This window comes from Kribbella sp. NBC_01505, from assembly GCF_045040285.1.
Lineage (GTDB): Bacteria > Actinomycetota > Actinomycetes > Propionibacteriales > Kribbellaceae > Kribbella.
Genome location: NZ_CP109425.1, coordinates 9,589,174 through 9,611,981, shown reverse-complemented (window position 1 = coordinate 9,611,981; position 22,808 = coordinate 9,589,174). Strand labels below are relative to the sequence as shown.

The 22,808-nt window shown below is 68.1% G+C and carries 23 protein-coding genes; 13 read left to right on the top strand and 10 right to left on the bottom strand.

Annotated features, from left to right (window positions below; all coding sequences use genetic code 11):
- Nucleotide 1 precedes the first annotated feature (1 nt).
- Complete coding sequence (locus tag OG474_RS44690; RefSeq protein ID WP_405059782.1) at nucleotides 2-1,270, top strand: glycoside hydrolase family 125 protein; 1,269 nt, start codon at nucleotides 2-4, stop codon at nucleotides 1,268-1,270.
- Here the strand turns inward: OG474_RS44690 and OG474_RS44685 are convergent.
- The 5 genes from OG474_RS44685 to OG474_RS44665 all read right to left on the bottom strand — a co-directional run bounded on the left by OG474_RS44685 (nucleotide 1,263) and on the right by OG474_RS44665 (nucleotide 5,705).
- Entirely contained in the window at nucleotides 1,263-2,105 is an 843-nt protein-coding gene (locus tag OG474_RS44685) for an ABC transporter permease subunit (RefSeq protein ID WP_405059781.1), read from the bottom strand. The genes OG474_RS44690 and OG474_RS44685 overlap by 8 nt on opposite strands.
- Entirely contained in the window at nucleotides 2,098-3,009 is a 912-nt protein-coding gene (locus OG474_RS44680) for an ABC transporter ATP-binding protein (RefSeq protein ID WP_405059780.1), read from the bottom strand. Before OG474_RS44680 ends, OG474_RS44685 begins: the two co-directional genes overlap by 8 nt.
- 210 nt (nucleotides 3,010-3,219) lie before the next feature.
- Nucleotides 3,220-3,885: a response regulator gene (locus tag OG474_RS44675; protein WP_405059779.1), complete on the bottom strand. Its 666-nt coding sequence runs from the start codon at nucleotides 3,883-3,885 to the stop codon at nucleotides 3,220-3,222.
- A 9-nt stretch (nucleotides 3,886-3,894) separates the two neighbouring features.
- Nucleotides 3,895-4,551: a response regulator gene (locus tag OG474_RS44670; protein ID WP_405059778.1), complete on the bottom strand. Its 657-nt coding sequence runs from the start codon at nucleotides 4,549-4,551 to the stop codon at nucleotides 3,895-3,897.
- Nucleotides 4,548-5,705: a sensor histidine kinase gene (locus tag OG474_RS44665; protein ID WP_405059777.1), complete on the bottom strand. Its 1,158-nt coding sequence runs from the start codon at nucleotides 5,703-5,705 to the stop codon at nucleotides 4,548-4,550. The genes OG474_RS44670 and OG474_RS44665 overlap by 4 nt, the downstream gene beginning before the upstream one ends.
- Nucleotides 5,706-5,834: 129 nt before the next feature.
- Between OG474_RS44665 and OG474_RS44660 the strand changes: the two genes are divergently transcribed.
- Nucleotides 5,835-6,287, top strand: coding sequence for a DUF6069 family protein (locus OG474_RS44660; RefSeq protein ID WP_405059776.1), 453 nt, complete (start codon nucleotides 5,835-5,837; stop codon nucleotides 6,285-6,287).
- Here the strand turns inward: OG474_RS44660 and OG474_RS44655 are convergent.
- Nucleotides 6,272-6,958: a FadR/GntR family transcriptional regulator gene (locus OG474_RS44655; protein WP_405059775.1), complete on the bottom strand. Its 687-nt coding sequence runs from the start codon at nucleotides 6,956-6,958 to the stop codon at nucleotides 6,272-6,274. The genes OG474_RS44660 and OG474_RS44655 overlap by 16 nt on opposite strands.
- Nucleotides 6,959-7,039: 81 nt before the next feature.
- On the opposite strand from OG474_RS44655, the gene OG474_RS44650 reads away from it, so the two are divergent.
- Entirely contained in the window at nucleotides 7,040-8,254 is a 1,215-nt protein-coding gene (locus tag OG474_RS44650) for an alpha-hydroxy-acid oxidizing protein (RefSeq protein ID WP_405059774.1), read from the top strand.
- Here OG474_RS44650 and OG474_RS44645 read toward each other — a convergent pair.
- From OG474_RS44645 to OG474_RS44635, 3 genes are all read right to left on the bottom strand, one after another.
- Nucleotides 8,243-9,370, bottom strand: coding sequence for a sensor histidine kinase (locus OG474_RS44645; protein ID WP_405059773.1), 1,128 nt, complete (start codon nucleotides 9,368-9,370; stop codon nucleotides 8,243-8,245). The two genes, OG474_RS44650 and OG474_RS44645, sit on opposite strands and share 12 nt — an antisense overlap.
- Before the next feature lie 78 nt (nucleotides 9,371-9,448).
- The gene (locus OG474_RS44640) at nucleotides 9,449-10,087 is read right to left on the bottom strand and encodes a pyridoxamine 5'-phosphate oxidase family protein (protein WP_405059772.1); all 639 of its coding nucleotides are present in this window, start codon (nucleotides 10,085-10,087) and stop codon (nucleotides 9,449-9,451) included.
- Between the two features lie 96 nt (nucleotides 10,088-10,183).
- Nucleotides 10,184-11,419 (bottom strand): MFS transporter, encoded by a 1,236-nt coding sequence (locus OG474_RS44635; protein ID WP_405059771.1) that lies wholly within the window; start codon nucleotides 11,417-11,419, stop codon nucleotides 10,184-10,186.
- 134 nt (nucleotides 11,420-11,553) lie between these two features.
- On the opposite strand from OG474_RS44635, the gene OG474_RS44630 reads away from it, so the two are divergent.
- Both OG474_RS44630 and OG474_RS44625 read left to right on the top strand, forming a co-directional pair.
- Nucleotides 11,554-11,997, top strand: coding sequence for a hypothetical protein (locus OG474_RS44630; RefSeq protein ID WP_405059770.1), 444 nt, complete (start codon nucleotides 11,554-11,556; stop codon nucleotides 11,995-11,997).
- A gap of 45 nt (nucleotides 11,998-12,042) precedes the next feature.
- Nucleotides 12,043-12,621 (top strand): Uma2 family endonuclease, encoded by a 579-nt coding sequence (locus tag OG474_RS44625; protein WP_405059769.1) that lies wholly within the window; start codon nucleotides 12,043-12,045, stop codon nucleotides 12,619-12,621.
- 11 nt (nucleotides 12,622-12,632) lie between these two features.
- On the opposite strand, the gene OG474_RS44620 is transcribed toward OG474_RS44625, so the two are convergent.
- Complete coding sequence (locus tag OG474_RS44620; RefSeq protein WP_405059768.1) at nucleotides 12,633-13,277, bottom strand: alpha-ketoglutarate-dependent dioxygenase AlkB; 645 nt, start codon at nucleotides 13,275-13,277, stop codon at nucleotides 12,633-12,635.
- A gap of 168 nt (nucleotides 13,278-13,445) precedes the next feature.
- Here OG474_RS44620 and OG474_RS44615 point away from each other — a divergent pair, with 168 nt between their 5' ends.
- From OG474_RS44615 to OG474_RS44580, 8 genes are all read left to right on the top strand, one after another.
- On the top strand, nucleotides 13,446-14,546 hold the full coding sequence (locus OG474_RS44615; protein WP_405059767.1) for a tyrosine-type recombinase/integrase: 1,101 nt from the start codon (nucleotides 13,446-13,448) through the stop codon (nucleotides 14,544-14,546).
- Nucleotides 14,546-16,480, top strand: a complete 1,935-nt coding sequence (locus OG474_RS44610) for a tyrosine-type recombinase/integrase (protein ID WP_405059766.1) — start codon at nucleotides 14,546-14,548, stop codon at nucleotides 16,478-16,480. The genes OG474_RS44615 and OG474_RS44610 overlap by 1 nt, the downstream gene beginning before the upstream one ends.
- Complete coding sequence (locus OG474_RS44605) at nucleotides 16,470-16,904, top strand: DUF6262 family protein (protein ID WP_405059765.1); 435 nt, start codon at nucleotides 16,470-16,472, stop codon at nucleotides 16,902-16,904. Before OG474_RS44610 ends, OG474_RS44605 begins: the two co-directional genes overlap by 11 nt.
- Before the next feature lie 88 nt (nucleotides 16,905-16,992).
- On the top strand, nucleotides 16,993-17,856 hold the full coding sequence (locus OG474_RS44600; RefSeq protein ID WP_405059764.1) for a prolyl oligopeptidase family serine peptidase: 864 nt from the start codon (nucleotides 16,993-16,995) through the stop codon (nucleotides 17,854-17,856).
- Between the two features lie 145 nt (nucleotides 17,857-18,001).
- On the top strand, nucleotides 18,002-18,862 hold the full coding sequence (locus OG474_RS44595) for a phosphotransferase (protein ID WP_405059763.1): 861 nt from the start codon (nucleotides 18,002-18,004) through the stop codon (nucleotides 18,860-18,862).
- Nucleotides 18,863-18,936: 74 nt separating this feature from the next.
- Nucleotides 18,937-19,563, top strand: coding sequence for a hypothetical protein (locus tag OG474_RS44590; protein ID WP_405059762.1), 627 nt, complete (start codon nucleotides 18,937-18,939; stop codon nucleotides 19,561-19,563).
- A 39-nt stretch (nucleotides 19,564-19,602) separates the two neighbouring features.
- The gene (locus OG474_RS44585) at nucleotides 19,603-19,992 is read left to right on the top strand and encodes a VOC family protein (protein WP_405059761.1); all 390 of its coding nucleotides are present in this window, start codon (nucleotides 19,603-19,605) and stop codon (nucleotides 19,990-19,992) included.
- Between the two features lie 25 nt (nucleotides 19,993-20,017).
- Complete coding sequence (locus OG474_RS44580) at nucleotides 20,018-21,379, top strand: amidohydrolase (protein WP_405059760.1); 1,362 nt, start codon at nucleotides 20,018-20,020, stop codon at nucleotides 21,377-21,379.
- The last annotated feature ends 1,429 nt before the right edge of the window (nucleotides 21,380-22,808 follow it).

Below are 22,808 nucleotides of genomic sequence, written 5' to 3'. Positions count from 1 at the left end.
GATGATCGATCCCGACGTGCTGGCCCGCGCCACCGAGAAGGTCCGCGCGGCCAGTGGGGACGACGTGATCGCGGAGATGTTCCGGCGGTCGATGGCCGAGAACCTCCCGGCCGTGGCCGAGCGGCTGCCGGACGGTACGACGTTCGTGCTGACCGGTGACATCCCGGCGATGTGGCTGCGCGACTCCGCCGCTCAGCTGCGTCCGTACCTGCTGCTGTGCCAGGACGATCCGGGCCTGCAGGACGTGCTGATCGGCGTACTGCACCGGCAGCTGGAGTACGTCGTACTGGATCCGTATGCGAACGCCTTCAACCAGGAGGCCAACGGGGCCGGGCACACGACCGACGAGACCGAGATGTCGCCGTGGGTGTGGGAACGCAAGTACGAGATCGACTCGCTGTGCTTCCCGCTCGACCTCGCCTACAAGCTGTGGAAGGCGACCGGTCGTGCCGACGTGATCGACGCCCGGTTCCGGCCGGCGGCCGAGGCGATCCTCGAGCTGTGGACTGTCGAGCAGGATCACGAGGCACGCTCGCCGTACCGGTTCCAGCGGCACGACGACCGGCCCTCGGACAGCCTGGTGCGCGGCGGGCTCGGCCGGTTGACGCAGCCGACCGGGATGTCGTGGAGCGCGTTCCGGCCGAGTGACGACGCGACCGATCTCGGGTTCAACGTGCCCGGCAACATGTTCGCGTCCGTGGTGCTCGGGTATCTGCAGGAGATCGCGGTCGAGGTCTTCGGCGACGAGTCGCTGGCGGCTCGGGCCAAGGAGCTGAAGGCCGGGATCGACGAGGGCATCGCCACCCACGGCACGGTCGACCATCCGGTGCACGGTCGGGTCTACGCCTACGAGGTGGACGGGATGGGGGAGGTGTTGCTGATGGACGACGCCAACATGCCTTCGTTGCTCAGCGCCCCTTTGTCCGGGTTCGCCGCGCCCGACGACCCGACGTACCTGGCGACCCGGAAGCTACTGCTGAGCCCGGAGAACCCGTACTACTACAGCGGTACGGCGGCCTCCGGCATCGGCAGCCCGCACACCCCGCCCCGCTACATCTGGCACATCGCCCTTGCTGTGCAGGGGATTTCGAGCACCTCCGCCGAGGAACGCCAGCAGTTGCTGGAGCTCCTCCGCGACACCACCGGCGGCACCGGACTCATGCACGAGGGGTTCGACGTCGACGACCCGACCCAGTTCACCCGCGAGTGGTTCTCCTGGGCGAATGCGATGTTCTGCGAGCTCGCCCTCGTCCACGCCGGCGTCAGGTGACGTCGCGCCGTCTGGTCGTCCAGGCGGCTACTCCGGCGAAGACCAGGCAGTAGGCCAGCAAGGTAGCGAGGGCCCGGCCACCGCTGACCGCATCCCGTACGCCGGGAGGCGCGTCGCCGGTGGCCATGCCGGTCACCGCGAACACCAGCGAACCGGCGTTGGCCCCCGGCAAGGCGTTCGACAGGAACTTGAGATCGGGCAGCAGGCTGTTGACGACCCCGGCCAGCAAGGTCTCGATACCGAGGATCCACACGACGCCCAGCCCGATCGGCAGCGCAACGTTGCGGAAGGCAACAGCCAGGACCGCACCGGCCAGGCACCAGGTCAGCAGGATCAACCAGCCACCGGCGAGACCCCGCAGGATGTCGACCAGGCTGGGCCAGCTCATCGAACCGTCTTCAGCTGCCGCGATCCCGATACTGCACAGGGAACAGGCGACGAAGATCCCGAGCACCCAGAGCGCGATCATCGTGGCGAGCCCGAGGAACTGGGCGCCGAGGATCGAAGCCCGGCCGGGTCGCTGGGTGAAGATCGTCTTCAGCGTGCCCCAGGTGTACTCGCCGCCGATCACGATCGCGCCGAGCACCAGCGCGAGCGCCCCGGCGAAGATCGGGTAGCCGCCGATCGTGTTGTCGATGACTCGGGCCGGAAGCATGCCGGCCAGGACCGCGTCCCGGGGGATACCGGTGGTCTGCGGGTTGTCGTCGCCGGTGAGGTAGCCCAGGTAGGGGAGCAGATAGCCGAAGATCAGGCTCAGGACCAGACCGGCGCCGAACAGGACCCAGACCGCGGAACGCTTGCGGAGCTTCAGGATCTCCGCGCGATAACTACCCATGGTCCGCACCCGTCGTGAGCTCGAAGAACAGATCCTCGAGTGCGCGTTCGGTGCTGTGCAGTTCGGACACGGCGACCCCGGCCTCGACGAGGACCCGGTTCACCTCCGCCGCCCGCCCCGGATCCACCTGCACGCGGAGCGTTTCGTCGTACAGGTGAACGGCGCCGCTGCCGAGCAGGCTGGTCAGTACGGCGTGGGCGGTCTGCTGTGGTTCGGCCCGGACGACGAGTTCCTGCTCGCCGCGCAGCTCCTCGACGTTGTGCTCGGCAACCATCCGCCCGGAGTCGATGATGCCGACCCGGTCGCAGATCTGCTGCACCTCACCGAGCAGATGGCTGGACAGCACCACCGTCCGCCCGTCGGATCCGAGCTCGCGGATCAGCCGCCGCATGTCACGCATGCCGGCCGGGTCGAGACCGTTCGTCGGCTCGTCCAGGATCACCAGCTCCGGATCCTTGAGCAGCGCCGCCGCGACCCCGAGCCGCTGCTTCATCCCCAGGGAGTACGTCGAGAAGCGGTCGCGGGCGCGATCCTTCAGATCCACGAGCTCCAGCACCTCGTCCACCCGCTGCCGCGCGACTTCGGCGTACTCGGCCAGCAACCGCAGGTTGTCCAGCCCCGACAGGTACGGGTAGAACGCGGGCGACTCGATCATCGACCCCGTCTTGCCCAGTACGTCGGGACTCCCCGGCCGCCCGCCCAGCACCTTGATCGTGCCGGTGGTCGGCGCGATCAGCCCGGTCAGGATCCGCAGCGTCGTCGTCTTCCCAGCCCCGTTGGGCCCGAGGAACCCGTAGACCTCACCCGGCAGAACCGTCAGGTCGACCCCGTCGACCGCGAGCGTGTCGCCGTACCTCTTCGTCAGGCCGATCACCTCGACCAGTGGAACCCCTGTCTCGTTCATAACCCCGAGACTGCCGGTCGGAGCACCCCTCCCGCGTCGCCCACCGGGAGCAACCCCACCTACCTCCCCCGGAGTACCTCCGCCCGCCGACCTCGGCGCATCTCATGGGTTCCCCCATCAGATTGTGGGGTCTGGACTCTCATGGGGGTGCAGAAGCCACAAGCGGATGGGTTAACCCAGCAGATTGTGAAGGGGCGGGGCGGGAGCGGGTCAGCCGAGCCAGCCGGGGCGGACGAGGCCGGTCTGGTAGGCGACGACGACCAGCTGGGCGCGGTCGCGGGCGCCGAGTTTGATCATCGCGCGGCTGACGTGCGTCTTGGCGGTGGCCGGGCTGAGCACCAGGCGTTCGGCGATCTCGTCGTTCGAGAGACCCTCGCCGACCAGTGCGACGATCTCCCGCTCGCGCTCCGTCAGTACGTCGAGCTCCTTGCTCGCGTGCGGTTGCCGGCTCCGCGACGCGAACTCGGACACCAACCGCCGCGTGACCCCGGGGGAGAGCAGCGCATCGCCGCGCGCCACCACCCGGACCGCCTGCAACAGCTCGACCGGCTCGGTGTCCTTCACCAGGAACCCGCTCGCCCCGACCCGCAACGCCTCGAACACGTACTCGTCCAGGTCGAACGTCGTCAGGATCACCACATGGACGTCGGCCAGCGTCTCGTCCGCACCGATCATCCGCGTCGCCGCGAGCCCGTCGGTCCCCGGCATCCGGATGTCCATCAGCACCACATCGGGCTTCTCCGCCCGCGCCACCGCGACCGCCTCGGCGCCGTCGGCCACCTCACCGATCACGGTGATGTCGTCCTCGGCGTTCAGCAACGCCCGGAATCCGGCCCGCACCAACGCCTGGTCATCCGCCAGCAACACCCTGATCATGCCGACACCCTAGGCGAGCCCAGCGTCATGGGCGAGCAATGCGATCTGGGTGCGATTCCCCAGCTCCAGCTTGGTCAGGATGTGCGAGATGTGCGCCTTGACCGTCGCCAGGCTCATGTACAGCTCGGTCGCGATCTGTGCGTTCGCCTTGCCCTGCGCGACCGCCAGCATCACGTCGTACTCGCGCGGTGACAACCGTTTCAGTGACGCCTGCGCGATCGTGTGCGCGTCGGCCTGGGTGGCGGCGCGGTCCATCAGTCGCCGGGTGATCGCGGGGGAGAGGATCGGGTCACCGGCTGCAACCCGCCGTACGGCGTCGACGATCTGGGCCGGCGGTGTGTCCTTCAGCAGGAACCCACTCGCCCCGGCGCGCAGCGCGTGCAGGACGTTCTCGTCGGTGTCGAACGTCGTCAGCACCACAACCTCCGGCGGATTCGGCCGCGCCCGCACCCGCCGGGTCGCGACGATCCCGTCCACCCGCGGCATCCGCAGATCCATCAGCACCAGATCCGGGAAGTGCGCGTCGACCGCCGCCTGCACCTCGTCCCCGTCGGCCGCCTGCCCGACGACCGCGATCCCGTGCGCCCCGTCCAGCATCATCTCCAGACTCGCCCGCACCAACGCGTCGTCGTCAACAATCAGTACGCGGATTGTCGGCTCACTCATGTCGGCCACGGTAGCGAGGCTTCGAGCCGGAACCCGCCACCGGGCTCGCGTTGGTGGTCGAGTGTGCCGCCGACCAGTTGCACCCGCTCGGTCAGCCCGACCAGGCCGGTCCCGCTCCCCGGTGCCATCGGTACGCCGTTCGACCCCGGATTGCTCAGCGCGATCCGCAACCCGTCGCCCGGCCGCCCGCTCACGGTCAGCGTGACCGGATGCCCGGCCGCGTGCTTGCGGGCGTTCGTCAGCCCTTCCTGCACAATCCGGTACGCCGTCCGTCCGGTTGCCGGCGGCAATGACATCGCCTCGTCGACCCGTTCGTCGTATGCGATCGTGGTCCCGGCCGCCCGCGACTCCGCCACCAGCCCTTCGACATCCCCGTACGTCGGCTGTGGCCGCCCGCCCGGACCCTCCTCGATCTCGGTGTCGCGCAGCACGCTGATCACCTCACGCAGCTCGTCCAGCGCCTGGTGCACGCCGGTGCGGATCACCCCCGCGGCCTGCGCGAGCTTCTCCGGCGACGAGTCCGGCCGGTACTCCAGTGCGCCCGCATACGTTGCCAGCAAGGACAACCGATGCGCCAGTACGTCGTGCATCTCCCGCGCCATCTTGGTCCGCTCCAGCGTCCGGGCCTCCGCAACCCGCCGACCCTGCTCGGCCTCCGCCCGCCGGGCCCGATCCAGCAACGAGTCCAGGAGCTGCTGCCGGGTCTGCGTCCGCAAACCCCAGCCCAGCAAGGCCGCATGCACCGCCACATCCAGCACCGCGAACCACAAGAACGGCAAGCCCGCGATCGGCCGCCAAGCTCCCTGCGCCAAATGCGCCACGACCTGAACGATGGTCACGGCGATCGCCGTCCGCTGCGGCATGCGCAGCGAGATCCCGATCGTGGCCGCCGTACTGGCCGGTGTCGCAGCCGGGGACAAGACCACCAAAACCGCCATCCCCAACGCGGTCGGTACCGGCCGCCGCGGCAGCAGCACCATCAACCCCGTACTGACAACGCCCACCGCAACGTCCAGAAACATCCGCCGCGGATGACTCGTATCCGCCATCCGCCCCACCACGGTCGTGGCGGTCAAAGCGCCGATCGCGACCACGACCCAGACATCCCAGACCCACCGCCGCCCGGCCGTCGGCGAACAGTCCTCTTGCTCCATGCCCCGACCCTAAGCCGCTGGTCGCCCGCCCACCACCAACCAAAGTAGAAGCCGTACAGTCCTCCGGCCGATGCCCACGAAGCGCTCAGCCGGCGACGGTATCCCCACCAACCAAGCGCGGAGGCAGTCATGCACACGATTGACCAGATTCCCACCGTCCAGCCGGCCAAGCGGCGTACCGATCGGAGCAGGTTGCTGGTGGTCGGTGCGACCACGATCGCCGCCGCGTCGTGGTGGGCGATCCTCGTCCCGGTTGCCGGGCTCACCTTGGATGCGCGGCAGGGCGGCGTACTGCAGCATGTTGGTGCACCCGCGATCGTGATCTCGACGGCACTGCTCGCCTTCGCCGGCTGGGCGCTCCTGGCCATCCTGGAACGCAACACCCGCGGCGCCCGCAAGGCCTGGACGATCGTCGCGGTCGTCGCCTGCCTGATGTCCCTCGGCAGCCCGCTCACCGGCGGCATCGGTATCGGCGCCAAGCTCGGCCTGGCGTCCTTCCACCTACTCGTCGGCGCGATCGTGCTCCTCGGCCTGCGCCGTACGGCTCTCTCGGCGAAAGACCGTTGCTACGAAGACAACTGAGCGGCCTGGTAGAACCCCTGGATGTGCGCGGCCACCAACCCGGCCGCGCCGTCCGCATCAGCGGCCGCAAGCGCCGACACGATCGCCCGGTGCTCACCCCGCAACCCGACGGCCGTCGCCTCCCAGTCCACGAGATTCGGTACGGCGGCCAGCACGTACCCGTGGATTGCCGACCGCAACGATTCCATCACCGCGGCGATCAGCACGTTCCCGGCCAACCCCGCCAGCGCCACGTGGAACTCGGCATCGAGCAGATGGAACGCCTCTGGCGACAATCCCGGCGCATCCATCCGATCCAGCAACTCGGTCACCGGGCCCAACTCCGGAGACCGCCCGGCCGCCTCCCGCGCGGCCCACGACTCCAGCAGGATCCGAGTCTGTACGACGTCCTCCATCGGCAGATGATTGGTTGCCAGATGCAACCGCAGTACGGCGGTCAGCGGTGACACCGGCTCGGCCACGATCACCGCTCCCGAGTCGGGCCCGGATCCGGTCGCGGTCCGGACGACCCCCATCGCCTCCAGCACCCGAACCGCCTCCCGTACCGACGGCCGGCTGATCGCGAGCTGCTCGGCGAGAACGCGCTCTCCGGGCAGTCGCCCGCCGATCCGCAGCCGCCCGGCGGCCAGATCCGCTTCGACCCGATGCAGGACCAGCTCGTAGTTCTTCACCCCGCGACTCTACCCCTGTGGTCGGACCACAGGGTAAGGTGTGGTCCGACCACAGATGGACCGCCTGCTCCCGGAGTGCCGATGACCGATCGACAGCTACCCAAATGGTCCGAGCTGAAGCCGCTGCTGCGGGTCAAGCCGATCACCGCGAACCCGACCGAGCGCCGCCTCGAGAAAGCGCTCACCGTCGCGGATCTGCGCGCGCTCGCGAAGCGCCGTACGCCGCGCTCGGTCTTCGACTACACCGACGGCGCCGCCGAGGCCGAGATCAGCCTCAGCCGGGCCCGCCGGTTGTTCGCCGAGATGGAGCTGCAGCCGTCGATCCTGCACGACGTCTCCGAGATCGACCTCGGTACGTCGATCCTCGGCACCCGCTCGGAGCTGCCGTTCGCGTTCGCGCCGACCGGCTTCACCCGGATGATGAACCACGAGGGCGAGCGCGCGGTGGTCAAGGTCGCACAGGAGTTCGGCATCCCGTACGCGCTCTCCACCATGGGCACGACCTCGATCGAGGACGTCGCCGCGGCCGGCCCGGACGCGCGCAAGTGGTTCCAGCTGTACGTGTGGAACGATCGCGACTTCGGTGAGGACCTGGTCAAGCGGTCCGCTGCCGCGGGCTACGAGGCGCTGATGCTGACCGTCGACGTACCGGTCGCGGGTGCCCGGCTGCGCGACGTACGCAACGGCTTCACCATCCCGCCGACGCTGACCGCCAAGACCGTCGTGGACGCGGCGATGCACCCGGCCTGGTGGGCCAATCTGCTCACCACCAGCCCGCTGACCTTCGCCTCCCTGTCCAGTTGGGACGGCACGGTGGCGGAGTTGCTGGACAAGCTCTTCGACCCGACCATGACGATCGACGACCTGACCTGGCTGCGCTCGATCTGGCACGGCCCGCTGATCGTCAAGGGCATCCAGACCGTCGAGGACGCCCGCCGCGTGGTCGACGCGGGCGCGGACGCGATCGTGCTCTCCAACCACGGCGGTCGTCAGCTGGACCGGGCGCCGACGCCGCTGCGCATCCTGCCCGAGGTTCGCAAGGCGATCGGTAGCGACGCCGAGATCTACCTCGACACCGGCATCATGTCCGGCGCCGACATCGTCGCCTCGATCGCGCTCGGCGCGGACGCCTGCCTGGTCGGCCGCGCGTACCTCTACGGCCTGATGGCCGGCGGCGAACGCGGTGTCGCCCGCGCCGCCGAGATCCTCACCAAGGAGGTCCGTCGCACGATGGCCCTCCTCGGCGTCTCCAGCGTTGCCGAGCTCAACCCGTCACACGTACGGCTACCCTCCTAGGGGCAGCGTCGCGACGACCCGCAGACCACCAACGGGGGTGCGGGTCGTCGCCAGGGTCCCACCGAGCGCGGTAGCGCGCTCACGCATGCCGACGATGCCGTTGCCGTCGGTCGGGGTACCTGCCAGCGACTGACCGTTGTCGTCGACCTGGATCACGATCGACTCCTCGCCGTACTGGATCCGCACGGTCGCAGTGGTCGCCTTCGCATGCCGTACGACGTTTGTCAGCGACTCCTGGATGATGCGGAACGCGGCGCGGTCCAGGCCGGTCGGCAACGGAGGCTTCTCGCCGTGAATCACCGTGTGCACCTCTAGACCGGCCATCGACGTGCGGCTGATCAGATGCTCGAGCCGATCCAGGCCGGCGACCGGTTGCCGCGGCGCTGACTCGTCGTTCTGGCGCAGGATGCCGACGATCGAGCGCAGCTCCACCAGGGCTTCCTTGCTGGCGTCCTTGATTGCAGAGAGCGCCGGTGCGGCCTGCTCAGGCTGACGATCCGACAGGTGCAGCGCGGTCGACGCCTGCACGTTGATCAGGGAGATGTGGTGCGCGACCACGTCATGCAGCTCCTGAGCGATCCGGAGCCGCTCTTCGCTCGACTGCCGTAGCTCAGCCTCGCGCCGGGTGCGCTCAGCCGCGGTCACGCGGTCCCGGTGTGCTCGGAACAGCTCCGAGATGCAGCCCAGCAGGACGAAGAAGAACCCGACCAGCATGATCTGGTACACGCCCTGCTCGTTGATCCCGAGCAGCAGTCGCCCACCGACATGCCCGATGTAGAGCGCGGCCAGGGCCGACCACCCGACCAGGCGGTTCCCGCGCCGGATGTTCGAGAACACCGCGATGATGAACGGGATGATCACCGGGCCGTACGGGTACTGCATCAGCATGTAGATCAGCGTCGAGGCGACGGTTGCCCACAGCACCGGGATCGGGTGGGTCCGCAGCCAGTACAGCGCCAGCGTCCCCTTCAGGATCAGCAGGATCATGAACCAGTCGGCGGCCCGGTGCTCGAAATGGACGTTGCGCGAGGCCCCGATCGACCCGACCACACCGATCACGGACAGCACCAGCGGCAGGGCGATCCGCCGTACCTGGGCCCAGTGGTCAGTGCTCACAGTACGGAACCGTACGGCGCGCCGCCCCCCGATGTCATCGTCGCCACGGAGTAGATGCTTCTACGTCAGCGGACGTAGTCAGTACTTGACGTCGTAGATCTTCGCCTCGTACTCCTGGCCGTAGTACTTCTCGAGCTCCGCGATACTCGCGTCCTTGCGCTCCAGCGCCTGCGAGATCTCCGCCCGGCTCGGCGCCGCGTCGACGTCCCAGGTCTCCGGCTTCCACAGCTTCGAGCGCAGGAACGCCTTCGAGCAGTGGTGGTAGACCTCCTCGATCTCGACCAGCAGCGCGAGCTGCGGCCGGTTCCCCTTCACGACCATCTCGTCGAAGAACGGGGCCTCCTGGACGATCCGGGCCCGCCCGTTGATCCGCAGTGTGTCCGTGCGGCCCGGCAGGAAGTAGATCAGCCCGACATGCGGGTTGCTGATGATGTTCTCGAATCCGTCCACCCGGCGGTTGCCGGCCCGGTCCGGGATCGCGATCGTCCGGTCGTCCAGCACCAGCGTGAACCCGGCCGGATCGCCCTTCGGCGACACGTCACATGTCCCATCGGCCGCCGATGTCGCCATCAGCACGAACGGTGACGCCGCCAACCACTCCCGGTCGAGTGGGTGCAACTCCTTGCGCTCCTTGTCCACCGCCGCACCCAAAGGCGGCGGCACAATCGCGCGCAGTTCCTCGTACGTCGTGACCTCGACCAGACCGGGGATCTCCATCAGGCTCCTCAGGCGACCGCGGCCGAACCGTCCACACTGACGACCCGCATCCGCACCCTCATTTTACGGCGGGACCAGTCCGCCCACTGGTCCTGCTCAGACCACGGGAGCCGGAGCGTCCACGCTGACGGATCGGGTTCGGGCGGCCCACTTCACAGCGGGGCCGGTGGCGATGCTGGTGCCGAGGAACAGTGCACCGACGATGATCCAGCCGATCGGCCCCCAGCCCAGGACGACTGTGGTCAGCAGCGCCGGGCCCAGCATCCTGGCGATCGCGGGGCCGGTGCCGAAGAAGCCCTGGTACTGGCCCTGCTTGTCGGCGGGTGCGAGTCCGAAGCTGATCTCCCAGGCGCCGGAGGCCAGCTTCATCTCGCCCAGTGTCAGCAGCGCCGCGGCGAGGACGAGTACTCCGGCGGCGGCTGCCGGGGACAGCTTCAGTGCGGTGATGGCGAAGACGCCGCAAGCGGCCAGCATCGCGATTCCGGCGTACCGGATCGAGCGTGTGGCGGTGCGCAGATCGCGGACCTTGCGGGCGACGCGCACCTGGAAGACCATGACGCCGATGGTGTTCACGATCATCAGCGAGGCGACCGCCCAGCTCGGGGCGTCGGTGCGGGTGACGATCCACAGCGGCCCGATCAGGCTGATCAGCGGCATGAACAGCAGCATGATCGAGTTCAGCAGCGCGAGGACGGCGTACGGGCGATCCCGCAGTACGGCGAGCCGCGGCTCACCGTGGACGCGGACGGTCACCGCGACCGACGGGACCCGGCGGATCAGCGCGGCCGCGATCAGGAAGCTCACCGCGTCCACAGCGAAGACCGTCAGGTACGCCGCCTCGGTGTCGAAGCGGAGCGCGATTCCGCCGAGCAGCGCGCCGACCGCCAGCCCGCCGTTCACCGTCGCCTGCAGGAAGGCCCGGATGCGGGTGCGCTCGGCCGGCGCGATCAGCCCCGCGAGCAGTGCCTGCCGGGCTGCCGTGAGGCCGGTCTGGCTGCACGCGTAGGCGATCGCGGCCACCAGGAAGAGCGGGAAGCTCCGGACGAACAAGAACGCCGACACCGAGGCCGCCGTACTGAGCGCCAGCAGAATGGCGACCATCCGAGGCCCCTTGCGGTCGGCCAGGTTGCCCAGCGGCACACCGGTCACGAACCCGATCAGCCACGCGATCGTCAGCCCCAGACCGACCTGCGCCTCCGAAAGCCCGACCACCCGGGTGAAGAACAGGGCCGACGTCACCACGAAGGCGCCGTCGCCGACCGCGTTCGCCAACTGTGCCATCGCCAGGTCGCGCGGCGCTCCCGCGGGCGGCAAGAACTTGTTCGTCGTCATGTGCTGAGCCTATGATCCCAGCGGCCCACGCCACAGATCCACTTTCACCACGACCTGCTGGGCCAATTCGTCCGCCGGAAAACTTCCCTGTGGACAACCCGGATCGGGCGCCGAACCCACTGCACCTTCTTGGTATGAGCTTCCTCGACCTAGCCCCCTCCTGGACCGATCACCCCCTCACCGACCCGACCCTGGCCGCCGACGTCGTCGACCTCGTGGTCAGCCAAGCCGACCGCGAGTGCGGCGTCTTCGCCGCCATCCTCTGCGGCCCCGACGCCCGCTTCCGCGCCGTCGTACTCATCGAGCTCTCCCCGGACCAGGCCCCACCCCTGGACACCCCCAACCTCTGCGCCACAGCCCTGCACCCCATCATCCCCGCGATGCGAGAGGAGCCCGGCTCCCCACTACTCCTGGCCCTGGGCCGCCCCGGCCCACCCACCTGGCCCGACATAGACAACGAATGGTCCACCGCCGCCACCCACCTCTGCCAAGCCGCCCAAGTCCCCCTACTCGGCTTCTACATAGCCACCCCCACCCACCTCTACCAACCGCAACAAACCACCGCCCAAGCCGCATAGCCCATGGAAGACTGAACCGAGCACCAGCAGTTGGAGGATCGATCGATGAGCATTGCATTCGTGGATCACGTCGGGCCCTGGACGATCGAAGACGTCGAAGCGCTCCCTGACGACGGCAACCACACCCGCTACGAACTACTCACCCCTGGCGTCCTGACCGTGACCCCAGCAATGCTGGGAACCACTCATCAGCGTGCGTCGCGCCGGCTCGCCAATCTGCTGGAAGCAGCGGTCGTTGCAGCGCGCGCCCCCTACGAGGTGCTCCCAGTGATCAGCGTCGAGATCCCCGGTGGCCTGCTAGGAGTCCCAGACCTTCTGCTGATCAACCGTGCAGCCACAGCGACCGACGGCTCGCGCTGCCCGAGTGACTCTGTGCTTCTTGCGGTGGAGATCGTTTCACCCCACACGCAGCCACAGGACCGGATCATCAAACCCCAGCTGTACGCCCGAGCTGGTATCGACCACTACTGGCGTCTGGAGCTCGGGCCGCGTCCGCACCTGATCGCGTCCACGCTCGGCAACGGTAAGTACCGCCGGACGCTCACAGCACTCGGGGGAGTGGTCTCGACAATCGACGAGCCGTACCCGATTCAGCTGGACCCGGCGGCTCTCGCCCGTCAGTAGCCGGCTCGGGGTCAGCGGACTCCGCGGGGGCGGAACTGGATGCTGATCCGTGGGCCGATGCGTCCGCTGGCCTTGGGGATGGCGTGCTCCCAGGTGCGTTGGCAGGAGCCGCCCATGACGATCAGGTCGCCGTGCCCGAGCGGGTAGCGGATTGTTGACGCCACCGGACCGCTAGACCCACCAGGCCGGGGCCGTAGCGCGAGCACGCGTGGCTCACCCACAGAAAGGATCGCCACCATCGTGTCCTCGTGATCTCCGCGCCCGATGCGGTCGCCGTGCCAGGCGACGCTGTCCCGGCCGTCGCGGTAGTAGCACAAGCCCGCGGTCCGGAACGGCTCGCCGAGCTCCTCGCGGTAGTGCTCGCTCAAGGCGTCACGCGCCTCGTCGAGGATCGGCACCGGAAGGTCCTGGCTCTCCTCGTAGAAGCACAGCAACCGCGGCACATCGACCACCCGGTCGTACATCTGCCGCTTCTCGGCGTACCAAGGCACGCCCCGCACCAGCCGCTCGAACACCTGGTCCGCCCCGGTCAACCACCCCGGCAACACATCGACCCAAGCATCCTGCCCAAGCTCCGCCCGCGTGATCCCGTCGAGCGATCCCAACCCCGGATCCTCGAACGCATCCAGCAACGAGCCCTGAAGATCAGCACCCATATCCAGCACCCTACCTCAGATTCGAACATATGTTCCCTTAAGCTCTCGTAACGATGTCTTTCATGTAGTTCACGAGAGATCAACTGCGTGTAGCCGCGGTGACTGAGTGTCGTTATCTGGAGTGTTGTCGACGCTCTGGAGGCGGTTGTGGGTTTGACGGTCCAGCGGGTGGTTCTACCTGCTGGTGAGGTCTCGTGGACGGTCCTGGACGCGGAGTACGCGGTGGTGCGGCCGGTTGATCGGTACTTGGCCCACCTGAGCTCGGTCGAGCGGTCTCCGCAGACGGTGCGTTCGTACGCGTTCGATCTGCGGGACCTGTTCACGTTCTTGCTGCAAGCCGACGTGGCCTGGGACGCGGTGCGGCTGGAGGATCTGGGGCAGTTCGTGGCGTGGCTGAGCCGGTCGCCGGCGGAGCGCGCTGGGAACGTGAGCCGGCTGCCGCAGGTTCGGGGCCATTGCTCGCCGTCGACGATCAATCGCAAGCTGGCTGCGGTTGGGTCGTTCTACGAGTTCCATCAGCGGCACGGGGTGGAGTGCGAGTTCTTGTGGTCGCTGCGCCCGGGCGGAGCCCGGGGAGGTTCGTGGCGGCCGCTCCTGGCGCACCTGGGCGAAGGCCCGCGGCGTCGCCCGGAGATCAAGCTGAAAGCGCCGAAGAAGACGCCTCGGACGCTCACTGCGGAGCAGCTCCGCATGGTGCTTGAGTCGTGTGAGCATCTGCGCGACCGGTTTCTGTTCGGGTTGCTGGCCGGCGCGGGGCTGCGGATCGGCGAGGCGCTTGGGCTGCGGCACGAGGACATCGACACCGCGGGATGCCTGATCCGGGTCCAGCCGCGCGGCAACGTGAACGGCGCCCGAGCCAAGACCGGGCCACGCGAGATCCCGGTCACTGCCGGGCTGCTGCGGTTGTATGCCGACTATCTGTTCGACGAGTACGGCGCTTTGGACAGCGACTACGTGTTCGTGAACTTGTGGGCTGCTCCGGTCGGAGCGCCGCTGGGCTACTGGGCGGTTATGGACCTGGTCGCGCGGATCCGCACCCGGACCGGCGTTGCGTTCACGCCGCACTGGTTCCGCCACACCTACGCCACCGAACTGCTGCGCCGAGGAGTCCCTGCTGAAGTCGTGCAGAAGCTTCTCGGTCACGCCTCCGTGGCCACCACGATCGACACCTACGAGCACCTGGAGATCGAGCATCTGCGCGGCGTGCTGCGCGACGTCGGCTGGCTGCCCGACCCGAGTCAGGTCACTGTCGCGGGCGGGATCGGCTGATGGCCCGCCCGGCAGGCGGAACCCTGGTTCGATCACTCGATACCGGTGACGAGACGCTGCGACGGATGCAGCTCAGGCTGGATCCACGGTTCGACGAGTCAGTGATCACGTTTTCGACCGAGCAGGACGCGGCAGCGTTCGCCGGCTGTCACGTGGATGGCTGTCTGCGGGAGCGCCGATCGAACGGGTTGTGCTGGACACATGTGGGCCGCTGGGATCGAGCCAAACGCCCGCCGCTGGCCGAGTTCATGGCCTCGCCAGGCGACCCGACGAAGCCGGAATCGGTCGGGCTGGACGGCTTGCCAGACCGGGTGCGGCTCGAAATCGCGCTGGCGCTGCAACTGGCACCGGCCAGAGGCCGCCAGTTCTACCTGGGCGGGTTACGCAAGTTCGTGTCCATCCTGCGCGAGCTTCAGCCGCCAAGCCTGCTCGGTGAAGTGCCGCCCGAACTGCGCACGACGCTGGAAGTTCGCAGCCCCATGAACAAGCACGTGCGCCTCGCACGCCACACGATCCTGGCCGTGCTGGAGGAGTTCTGCCACGCAGGCAATCCGCTCGCCGAGTTCGAGCGCGACACCTGGCGCGCACCGGTGATGGGGCTGGCCGGAGCCCCAGGCTGCGTGATCCGGTTCGACGCGATCCCGCAGCCCTGGCTGCGGCACCAGGCAAAACGGTTCCTGCGCTGGCGGATCTCGACCGGCAAGGGCTACGCCCAGATCAACCGCGACAACTCAGCCCTCGAGAGGCTGGCTGCTGCCCTCACTGCCCAGGCCGGCCCGGACGCCCTGCCGAGCGACTTCAACCGGGCCACCATCGAGACCTACCTCAACCTGCTGGTCGAGCGAGGCCTCGCCCCGGCCAGCCGCGGCTACGACCTCAGCTCGATCAGGTCCTTCCTGCGCGCCGTCCGGCAGCAAGAGTGGCAGCCACTTCTGCCCACGTCGGCCGACGTCTTCCCCGGCGACCGGCCACGCCTGCCGAAGGCCGCGCCGCGCTGGCTGCCCGAGTTCGTCATGGCCCAGATCGAAGACCCCACCGCCCAAGACCAGCTCGAACCCAAGAACCGGCTGCTGCTGCGGATCCTCATCCGCACCGGGCTACGGATCAACGACGCCGGCCGCCTCGAACTCGACTGCATCGTCCGCGACAACCAGAACGCGCCCTACCTGCGCTACTACAACCACAAAATGCGCCGCGAAGCCTTCGTCCCCGTCGACGACGAACTCGCCGACGAGATCCGGCACCAGCAACAACACATCCTGGCCGACCGCCCCGCAGCGACCTGCCTGTTTCCACAGACCTCGTCTCTCGATGGCACCAAACCTCGATGCCAGCCGTTCACGCCCATCGCAGCCTGGCAAGGCAGGATCGGGCTGCGCGACGAGCTCGGCCGGCCGTTCCGGTTCACCGCCCACCAACTGCGCCACACCTACGGCACCCGCCTGATCAACGCCGACGTCCCGCAAGAAGTCGTCCGGCGCCTCCTCGACCACGAGTCCCCAGAAATGACGGCCCGCTACGCGCGCCTCAAGGACGACACCATCCGCAGGCACTGGGAACGCGCCCGCAAGGTCAACATCGCTGGCGAAACGCTCATCCTCGAGGCCGGGACCCCGCTCAGTGACGCCGTCTGGATGAAGGAGAACCTCGGCCGCGCCACCATGGCGCTGCCCAACGGCTACTGCGGCCTGCCGCTGCAGCAGACCTGCCCTCACGCCAACGCCTGTCTGACCTGCCCGGTGTTCATTACCACTCCCGACTTCCTCAGCGAACACCTCGAGCAGCTGCGCGCCACGAACCGGCTCATCGCGACCGCCGAAGCCCGCGGCAACACCAGGATCGTGGAAATGAATCAACGCGTCGCCACCAACCTCAAGACCATCATTGACGCCATCCAGACACCCGACCCCGCGGAGACCGGCGATGCGAGCTGACAACACCAAGCACCTGCTCGTTGCCGCTCAGCAGCGCAGTGACGACGCCAGGCACCGCGCCGAACGAGCACTCGAACAGCTCATCGCTGATCAGCGGCCTCTCACCGTCTCCGGCCTTGCCCGCGCGGCCGGCGTCGCCCGTTCATGGCTCTACACCCAGCCTGACCTGCTCGACCAGCTCCAGCGCCGCGCCAGCAACAAGACCACCCTCAGCACCTCCACTACCCGAGCCTCCGACTCGTCGCTCCAACGACGCCTCGAACTCGCCCACCAACGCATCAGCCAGCAGGCCGAACAGATCACCCAGCTCCGCGCCGCGCTGGCCCGCGCCCACGGCGATCTGCGCGCCGCAACCATCACGCCCAGAAAGCTGGACCGATCCCCGTCGGAGAGCCCAGGTCACGACCTCGCCTCCACAACCTGAGCTCAAGGAACAAAGTGCTCTGGACCTCGACGTCTAGGTCATGCGACGGTCCGGAATGTCCGATCCCGGCCGAGGAGGCAACAAAGCGATGTCTGCTGAACAAGAAGCTTCGGACCTCACCCAAATCCTGGACATCAGCTACGCCAGTCCTGACGGCGTTGACCTATGCCTCGACGTGCTCGGCCCAGCATCACTGCCCACCGCACCGCTTCCGACCGTCATGCGGATCGACGGCTGCCCAGGCTGGGGCCCCGGCGATCGCCAATCCGCTCAACTGCCGTTCGCCAACCGCGCGCTCGCCCAAGCAGGCTTCTTGACCATTGCCATCTCCGTCCGGCACAGCGGGCAGGCACACTTTCCCGCCCAACTGCATGACATCCAAGCCGCCCTGAGCTGGCTACGGCTCAACCCGCTCAGCCTTCCCATCGATCCTGACCGAATCGGGGCCTGGGGCCACTCAGCCGGCGGGCACCTGGCTGCCATGGCCGGCCTCAGCACCCACGGCGCAGGTCACACTCACCGACACGGTGCGCCGCGAGATCACGTCCAGGCGGTCGTCACCATCAGCGGCCCAAGCGACCTCGCTCGACCGGGCGGAGCCATGCAAATCGATCGGCCCTCGCCGGTCACCGCTCTAGTCGGCGGTCAGGCGAGCACTCACCTCGAACAACTGCGCGCTGCAAGCCCCATCACACACGTCACCGCCGCAGCCCCACCGTTCTTGATCATCCACGGCACCTCCGACGAAACCGTTCCCTACGAGCAAGCCGAACGACTCCACCACGAGCTCCTGTCAGCGGGAGCCGACACTCAGCTCATCCCCATCAGCGGCGGGCATCACAACCTCCGCCACGATCCCCACGCCCCCTACGAAGGCCAGATCTGGCACGACGTCGCGAGCCATGCAACACGCTTCTTCCAACGCCACCTGCTACAGCCCCAGCCCCACTGACCACGTCGAGGACAGCGTCCACGACGCAAACTCCAAGCTCACGCCACCAGAAAGACTCGCTGAGCTTAAGGGAACAGATGTTCCCCTCCTTGGGATAGTAAACCCGTCGCTCGGCTCTGCTCGTCAGGGGTAGCGTCCTGGCTCTATGTGGAGCAAAGTGCGACCGCCGACGACGGCTCAGGTCCGTGACGCCTTCGGTCTCGAGGTGGGCGAGCTCCGGTCGCATCAGGGCGGGTTCGAAGCGGACGCGTTCACCGACGGGCGCTGGTTCGTGAAGCTGTGGCGTCAGCGGCCCGACGACGATGCCGCACTGGCGCTCACGGCTGACCTGCAGGCGCGGGGCATCCCAGTCCCCGCAGCGCAGCGAGCGCTCGACGGTTCGTACACCGCTGAGCACCTTGACCGGCGCTACGCCGTGTTCCCGTACGTCGAGGGTCGTCAGGCAACGGGGAACGACACCGAGGCGATCGCGCGGGCGATGCGCGCCGTCCACGACATCACGGACCTCGTCCTGCCTCGGGCCGAGATCCACGAGTGGTGCATCGAGGCGCTACGCGACCGGCGCGACCACCCGTGGCTCGCCGATCACCGCGACGAGATCCTGGCCGACGTCGACCGCCTGGAGGCGGTGATCGAGCGGGCGCGCGCGATCGACGTACCCCACGTCGTGTGCCATCGCGACCTGTTCCCGCACAACGTCCTCATCGACCGCGACGGTCGCGTCGCGGCACTTCTCGACTGGGGGCAGACCCGGCTGGCGCCGCGCGAGCACGACCTGTTCGCCGCTTTGTGCGAGCCCGACACCGTCCGCTTCCTGCAGGCTTACGGCGCCGAGCGACTCGACCGCACCCACCTCGAGTACGCCCGCCTGGCCCGCTCGCTGCGCGATCTCGCAGCTCGCATCTGCGAGGAGGTCGACCGGGAGGGCATCAACACGTGGGGCTTCGCCGGTCTACGCCGAGTCGACGCAGACCTCCTGCTCGCCGGACCGTTCTGCGACGTCTGAGCGTGTCAACAAGGTGCCAAGCCCGCGATTGACGGGCCGATCGTCCGTACCTTCGGTCGCGGAAGGGAGTACGGATGACGCGGCGGGTCGTGTGGGTTCTGGTGCTGGTTGTCGTGGTGCCGGTAGTGGTGTTCGGGGCCGCGGTTGCCTATGCACGGAACGAGAACCGGCAGTTCGCCGATTACTGCATCAGCAAGCCGGACCGCTCCGTGCTTCCGTTCGACGGTGCGGGCAGGATCATTCCGTTGAACAAGAAGGCTCCCAAGTACACCGGGGCCGGACCGCATCCGGTGACCTTCAGGAAGGGCCACGGGTGGACGGTCGACTACACGTCGTACACGACGCTGGACCGGTACGCCCTACCCGCAGGCTGGGAGTCGGAGACTCAGCCTCAGCTCCTCGTCTGCGAGTTCCTGCTGACGATCGGCGAAGCCAACCTGGATTGCGGACCTTACGGCAGGACCGCGGTGGCACTTGTCCTTCGGACCGGCCGGATCAGGTACGAGATCCGCGAGGCCAGGACCGCGAAGGTCGTCGGCTCGTTCGAATTGGACAGTGCGCCCTTCAACGAGAAGATGTGTCCGGGCGCGATCTTCTACACGTCCTCGTCATCGCCGCAGGGAGAAGTGATTCCGCCGGCACAGAAACAGTTCGACGCGGCGCTCAAACCGTATGTTGCAGGCGAGGTCCAGGGCCGATAGCGGCAGAACCTCGTGCCGAGCTCACCGGGAGGTTCCGACATGGCCAGCAAGTTCACCGAGTTGGCGGTCGACTGTGCCGATCCTGACCTTCTGTCCAGGTTCTGGTGTGCGGTGCTCGACTACGAGGTGCAGCTCGTCGAGGAAGACCTGATCACGATCGGTTCACCGGCGGTTCCCGAGGGCCGGAAGCGGCCTGGGCCGGTGCCGCCGACGCTGACGTTCGTCCAGGTGCCCGAAGGCAAGACCGTCAAGAACCGGCTCCATCTCGACGTCAACCCGACCGACCGCGACCAGGCTGCAGAGGTGGACCGCCTGCTCGCTCTCGGCGCCCGGCCCGCCGACGTGGGCCAAGGCGACGACGCCACCTGGATCGTGCTCGCCGACCCGGAAGGCAACGAGTTCTGCGTCCTCGCCGGCCGGCACCCGTGATCCGCCGGGCGTGAGAAGCTCCGGTATGGCGCAGTCGCTGATCCGCAACGTCGACGTCCTGATCGTCCCCGAGGTGGGAGAGTGCCGGGTGGACGCAGCCCAGGACATCCACCTCGCCGACGCCGTCATCACCGCGATAGTCCCCACCGGTACGCCGCCACCCGCGCCGACTGCCGAGAGCAAAGCAACCGAGCCGGTCGAGCTGGTCGATGGCACCGGCCTGCTGGCAGTCCCCGGCCTGATCAACGCGCACACGCACAGCCCGATGGTGATGATGCGCGGCGCGGCCGAGGACCTCTCCATCGACGACTGGTTCAACCAGCGCATCTGGCCGATGGAGGTGAACCTGACCCCCGAACGCGTCCGCGTCGGCGCCCGCCTGGCCTGCGCGGAGATGCTCCTCGCCGGCGTGACCACCTTCGTCGACCACTACTTCCACGCCGACCAGATCGCGCAGGCCGCCATCGAGTCCGGTATCCGCGCCGACCTCGCGCCCACCTACTTCTCCTCAGCCGGCCCCGAAGCCATCGACGCGGCCATCGCCACCGCCCGCGACCTAGCCACTCTCCACCCGCGCATCTCGGCGAGCCTCGGCCCGCACGCGACGTACACGGTCTCGGACGACGATCTGCGCCGTACGGCGGATATCGCGCGCGCCGAGGGATTCCGCATCCACCTGCACGCCGCCGAAACCGAAGCGCAAACCCAAGCCTCGGTGGACAAACACGGCGCGACGCCGATCGAGATCCTCGACCGTACCGGCGTCCTCGACGCAGGCGCCCTGATCGCCCACGGCTGCGGGATCCGCGACGCGGACCTCCCGATCCTCGCGCGCCACGCCGCCCGCACCACCGTCGCCACCTGCCCCAAGGTCTACCTGAAACTTGCTATGGGCAACGGAACTCCGATCAAGCAGCTGCAGTCCGTCGGCGTCCCGATCGGCATCGGCACCGACGGCGCCGCCGTCCACAACACTCTCGACGTCTGGGAATCCCTCCGCCTGGTCGCCCTCACCCAGAAACACCAACAAAACAACGCCGAGTGGCTGCCGCTCTCCGACGCCCTCCGCCTGGCCACCCGCCACAGCGCCGCCGCCGCGAACCACCCCACCACCCTCGGCGCCCTGGAGCCAGGCCGCCAGGCCGACATCACCCTCCTCGACCTCTCGGCCCCGCACAACCAACCGCTCCACGACCCCCGAGCCGCCCTGGTCTACTCGGTCCGAGCCTCCGACGTACACACCGTCCTCGTCGCCGGCGAGGTCGTAGTCCGCAACCGCCAGCTAACAAAACTAGACCTCGCCGAGGTCTTAGCCGAGGCCCGCTCCCTGGCCCACACCCTCGTCGACCTCACCCAAGGCGGCGCAGTCCAGCACTACGCCCCCTGACCCGCCTGCCGTGCCGGCGGTCGCGCCCGATTCACGGATGGTTACTGCCGCTCCATGACAGCACGACTCCGTGACCTCCGACTGGGCGCGGCCGCAGATCTAGGGAGTCTTGCTGTCACGGGGTGCCTGGTGCGATTTGGCGGCTGCTCTTTGCCGAGCCGGTTTCGATTTCGAGGGGCGAGGTCGCGGCTGGTGTTCGGTCGCGGTGGCTGAGGGCTTTGTCTGGGCAGGAACCCCGCCTTCCCGGATGTGCTCGTCCCGTCCGGCCGCTCGGATTCGGCCGGTGGCGTGGTCGGTGGCTGGTCGCCGCTGCGGCCGGTTTGACGGAGACGGGTGGCTGGGGTGGTTTTCGGTTGAGGGGGATGGTGCGGTCGGTGACCGCGGTTGCGGTTGCTTGAGCTTCCGGGCGGTGGTTGCTCCCGACGATGAGGAGGCCTGTCAGCTGACTCGCCGCCGCGGTTGGCCACTGCGGTTCAGGTCGCCTGCCTCGCCTGCCTGGCCTGCCTGGCCTGCGGAAATTTGGCTGGATATCCGTTCAGGTTGACCCTTCTCTGCTCAAAATTTGAGGGGAGAACCAGCAACTTGCGGGGAGATCCCCTCGTTTTCCGGGACCGCAACCGAAGCCCGGAAGCTCAAGCGGCGGGTACGCGGTCACCGGGCTCGCCATCGTCCTCAGCCACAGGCAACGCCCGCCTAGCGCTTCAGTAAATCGGCCGCCGCGGCGGCCAGCCACCGCGTGCGTGTCCGGCCTGTCCGGTGCGGCGCGAATCGGGGCACACCAACACCCCCGCGAACACGCACTAACCGCGACCAGCCGCCTCGTTGCATCTTTGTGGAGTGCTACTGCCGCTGGGTGGCAGTAGGACTCCACAAAGGCGAGCTTCGGCCCGGTTCGGATGCGGTCAGTGAGTTGAGGTCGTCTGGAAGGTGCCGGTTGCGAGATTCACGGATGCCTACTGCCGCTCAGTGCCTGGTGCGATATGGCGGCTGCTCTTTCCCGAACCGGTATCGGGGAGCGAGGTCGCGACGGGTGTTCGGTCGCGGTGGCTGAGGGCTTGGCTGGCCAGGAACCCCGCCGTCCCGAATGTGCTCGTCCCGTCCGTCCGCTCGGATTCGGCCGGCGACGTACGCGGTGGCTGGTCGCCGCTGCGGCCGGTATTACCTGAAGCGGTGTGGCTGGGGTGGTCTGTGGCTGAGGGGGATGGTGCGGTCGGCGATCGCGTGTCCGTTGCCTGAGCTTCCGGGCTTCGGTTGCCGCCGCCGATCAGGAGGCCTGTCGAGTGGCCCGTCCGCGGTGGTTTCTCACGGTTTGCGGGGATCTGCTGCCTCTGAGCGGCAGTAGATCCCCGCAAAAGCGCGATGAACAGCCGCGCCGAGTTCACGGAGTGCTCCTGCTGCAACTGATGGCGTGGGCTGCGGCGCCGGAGAC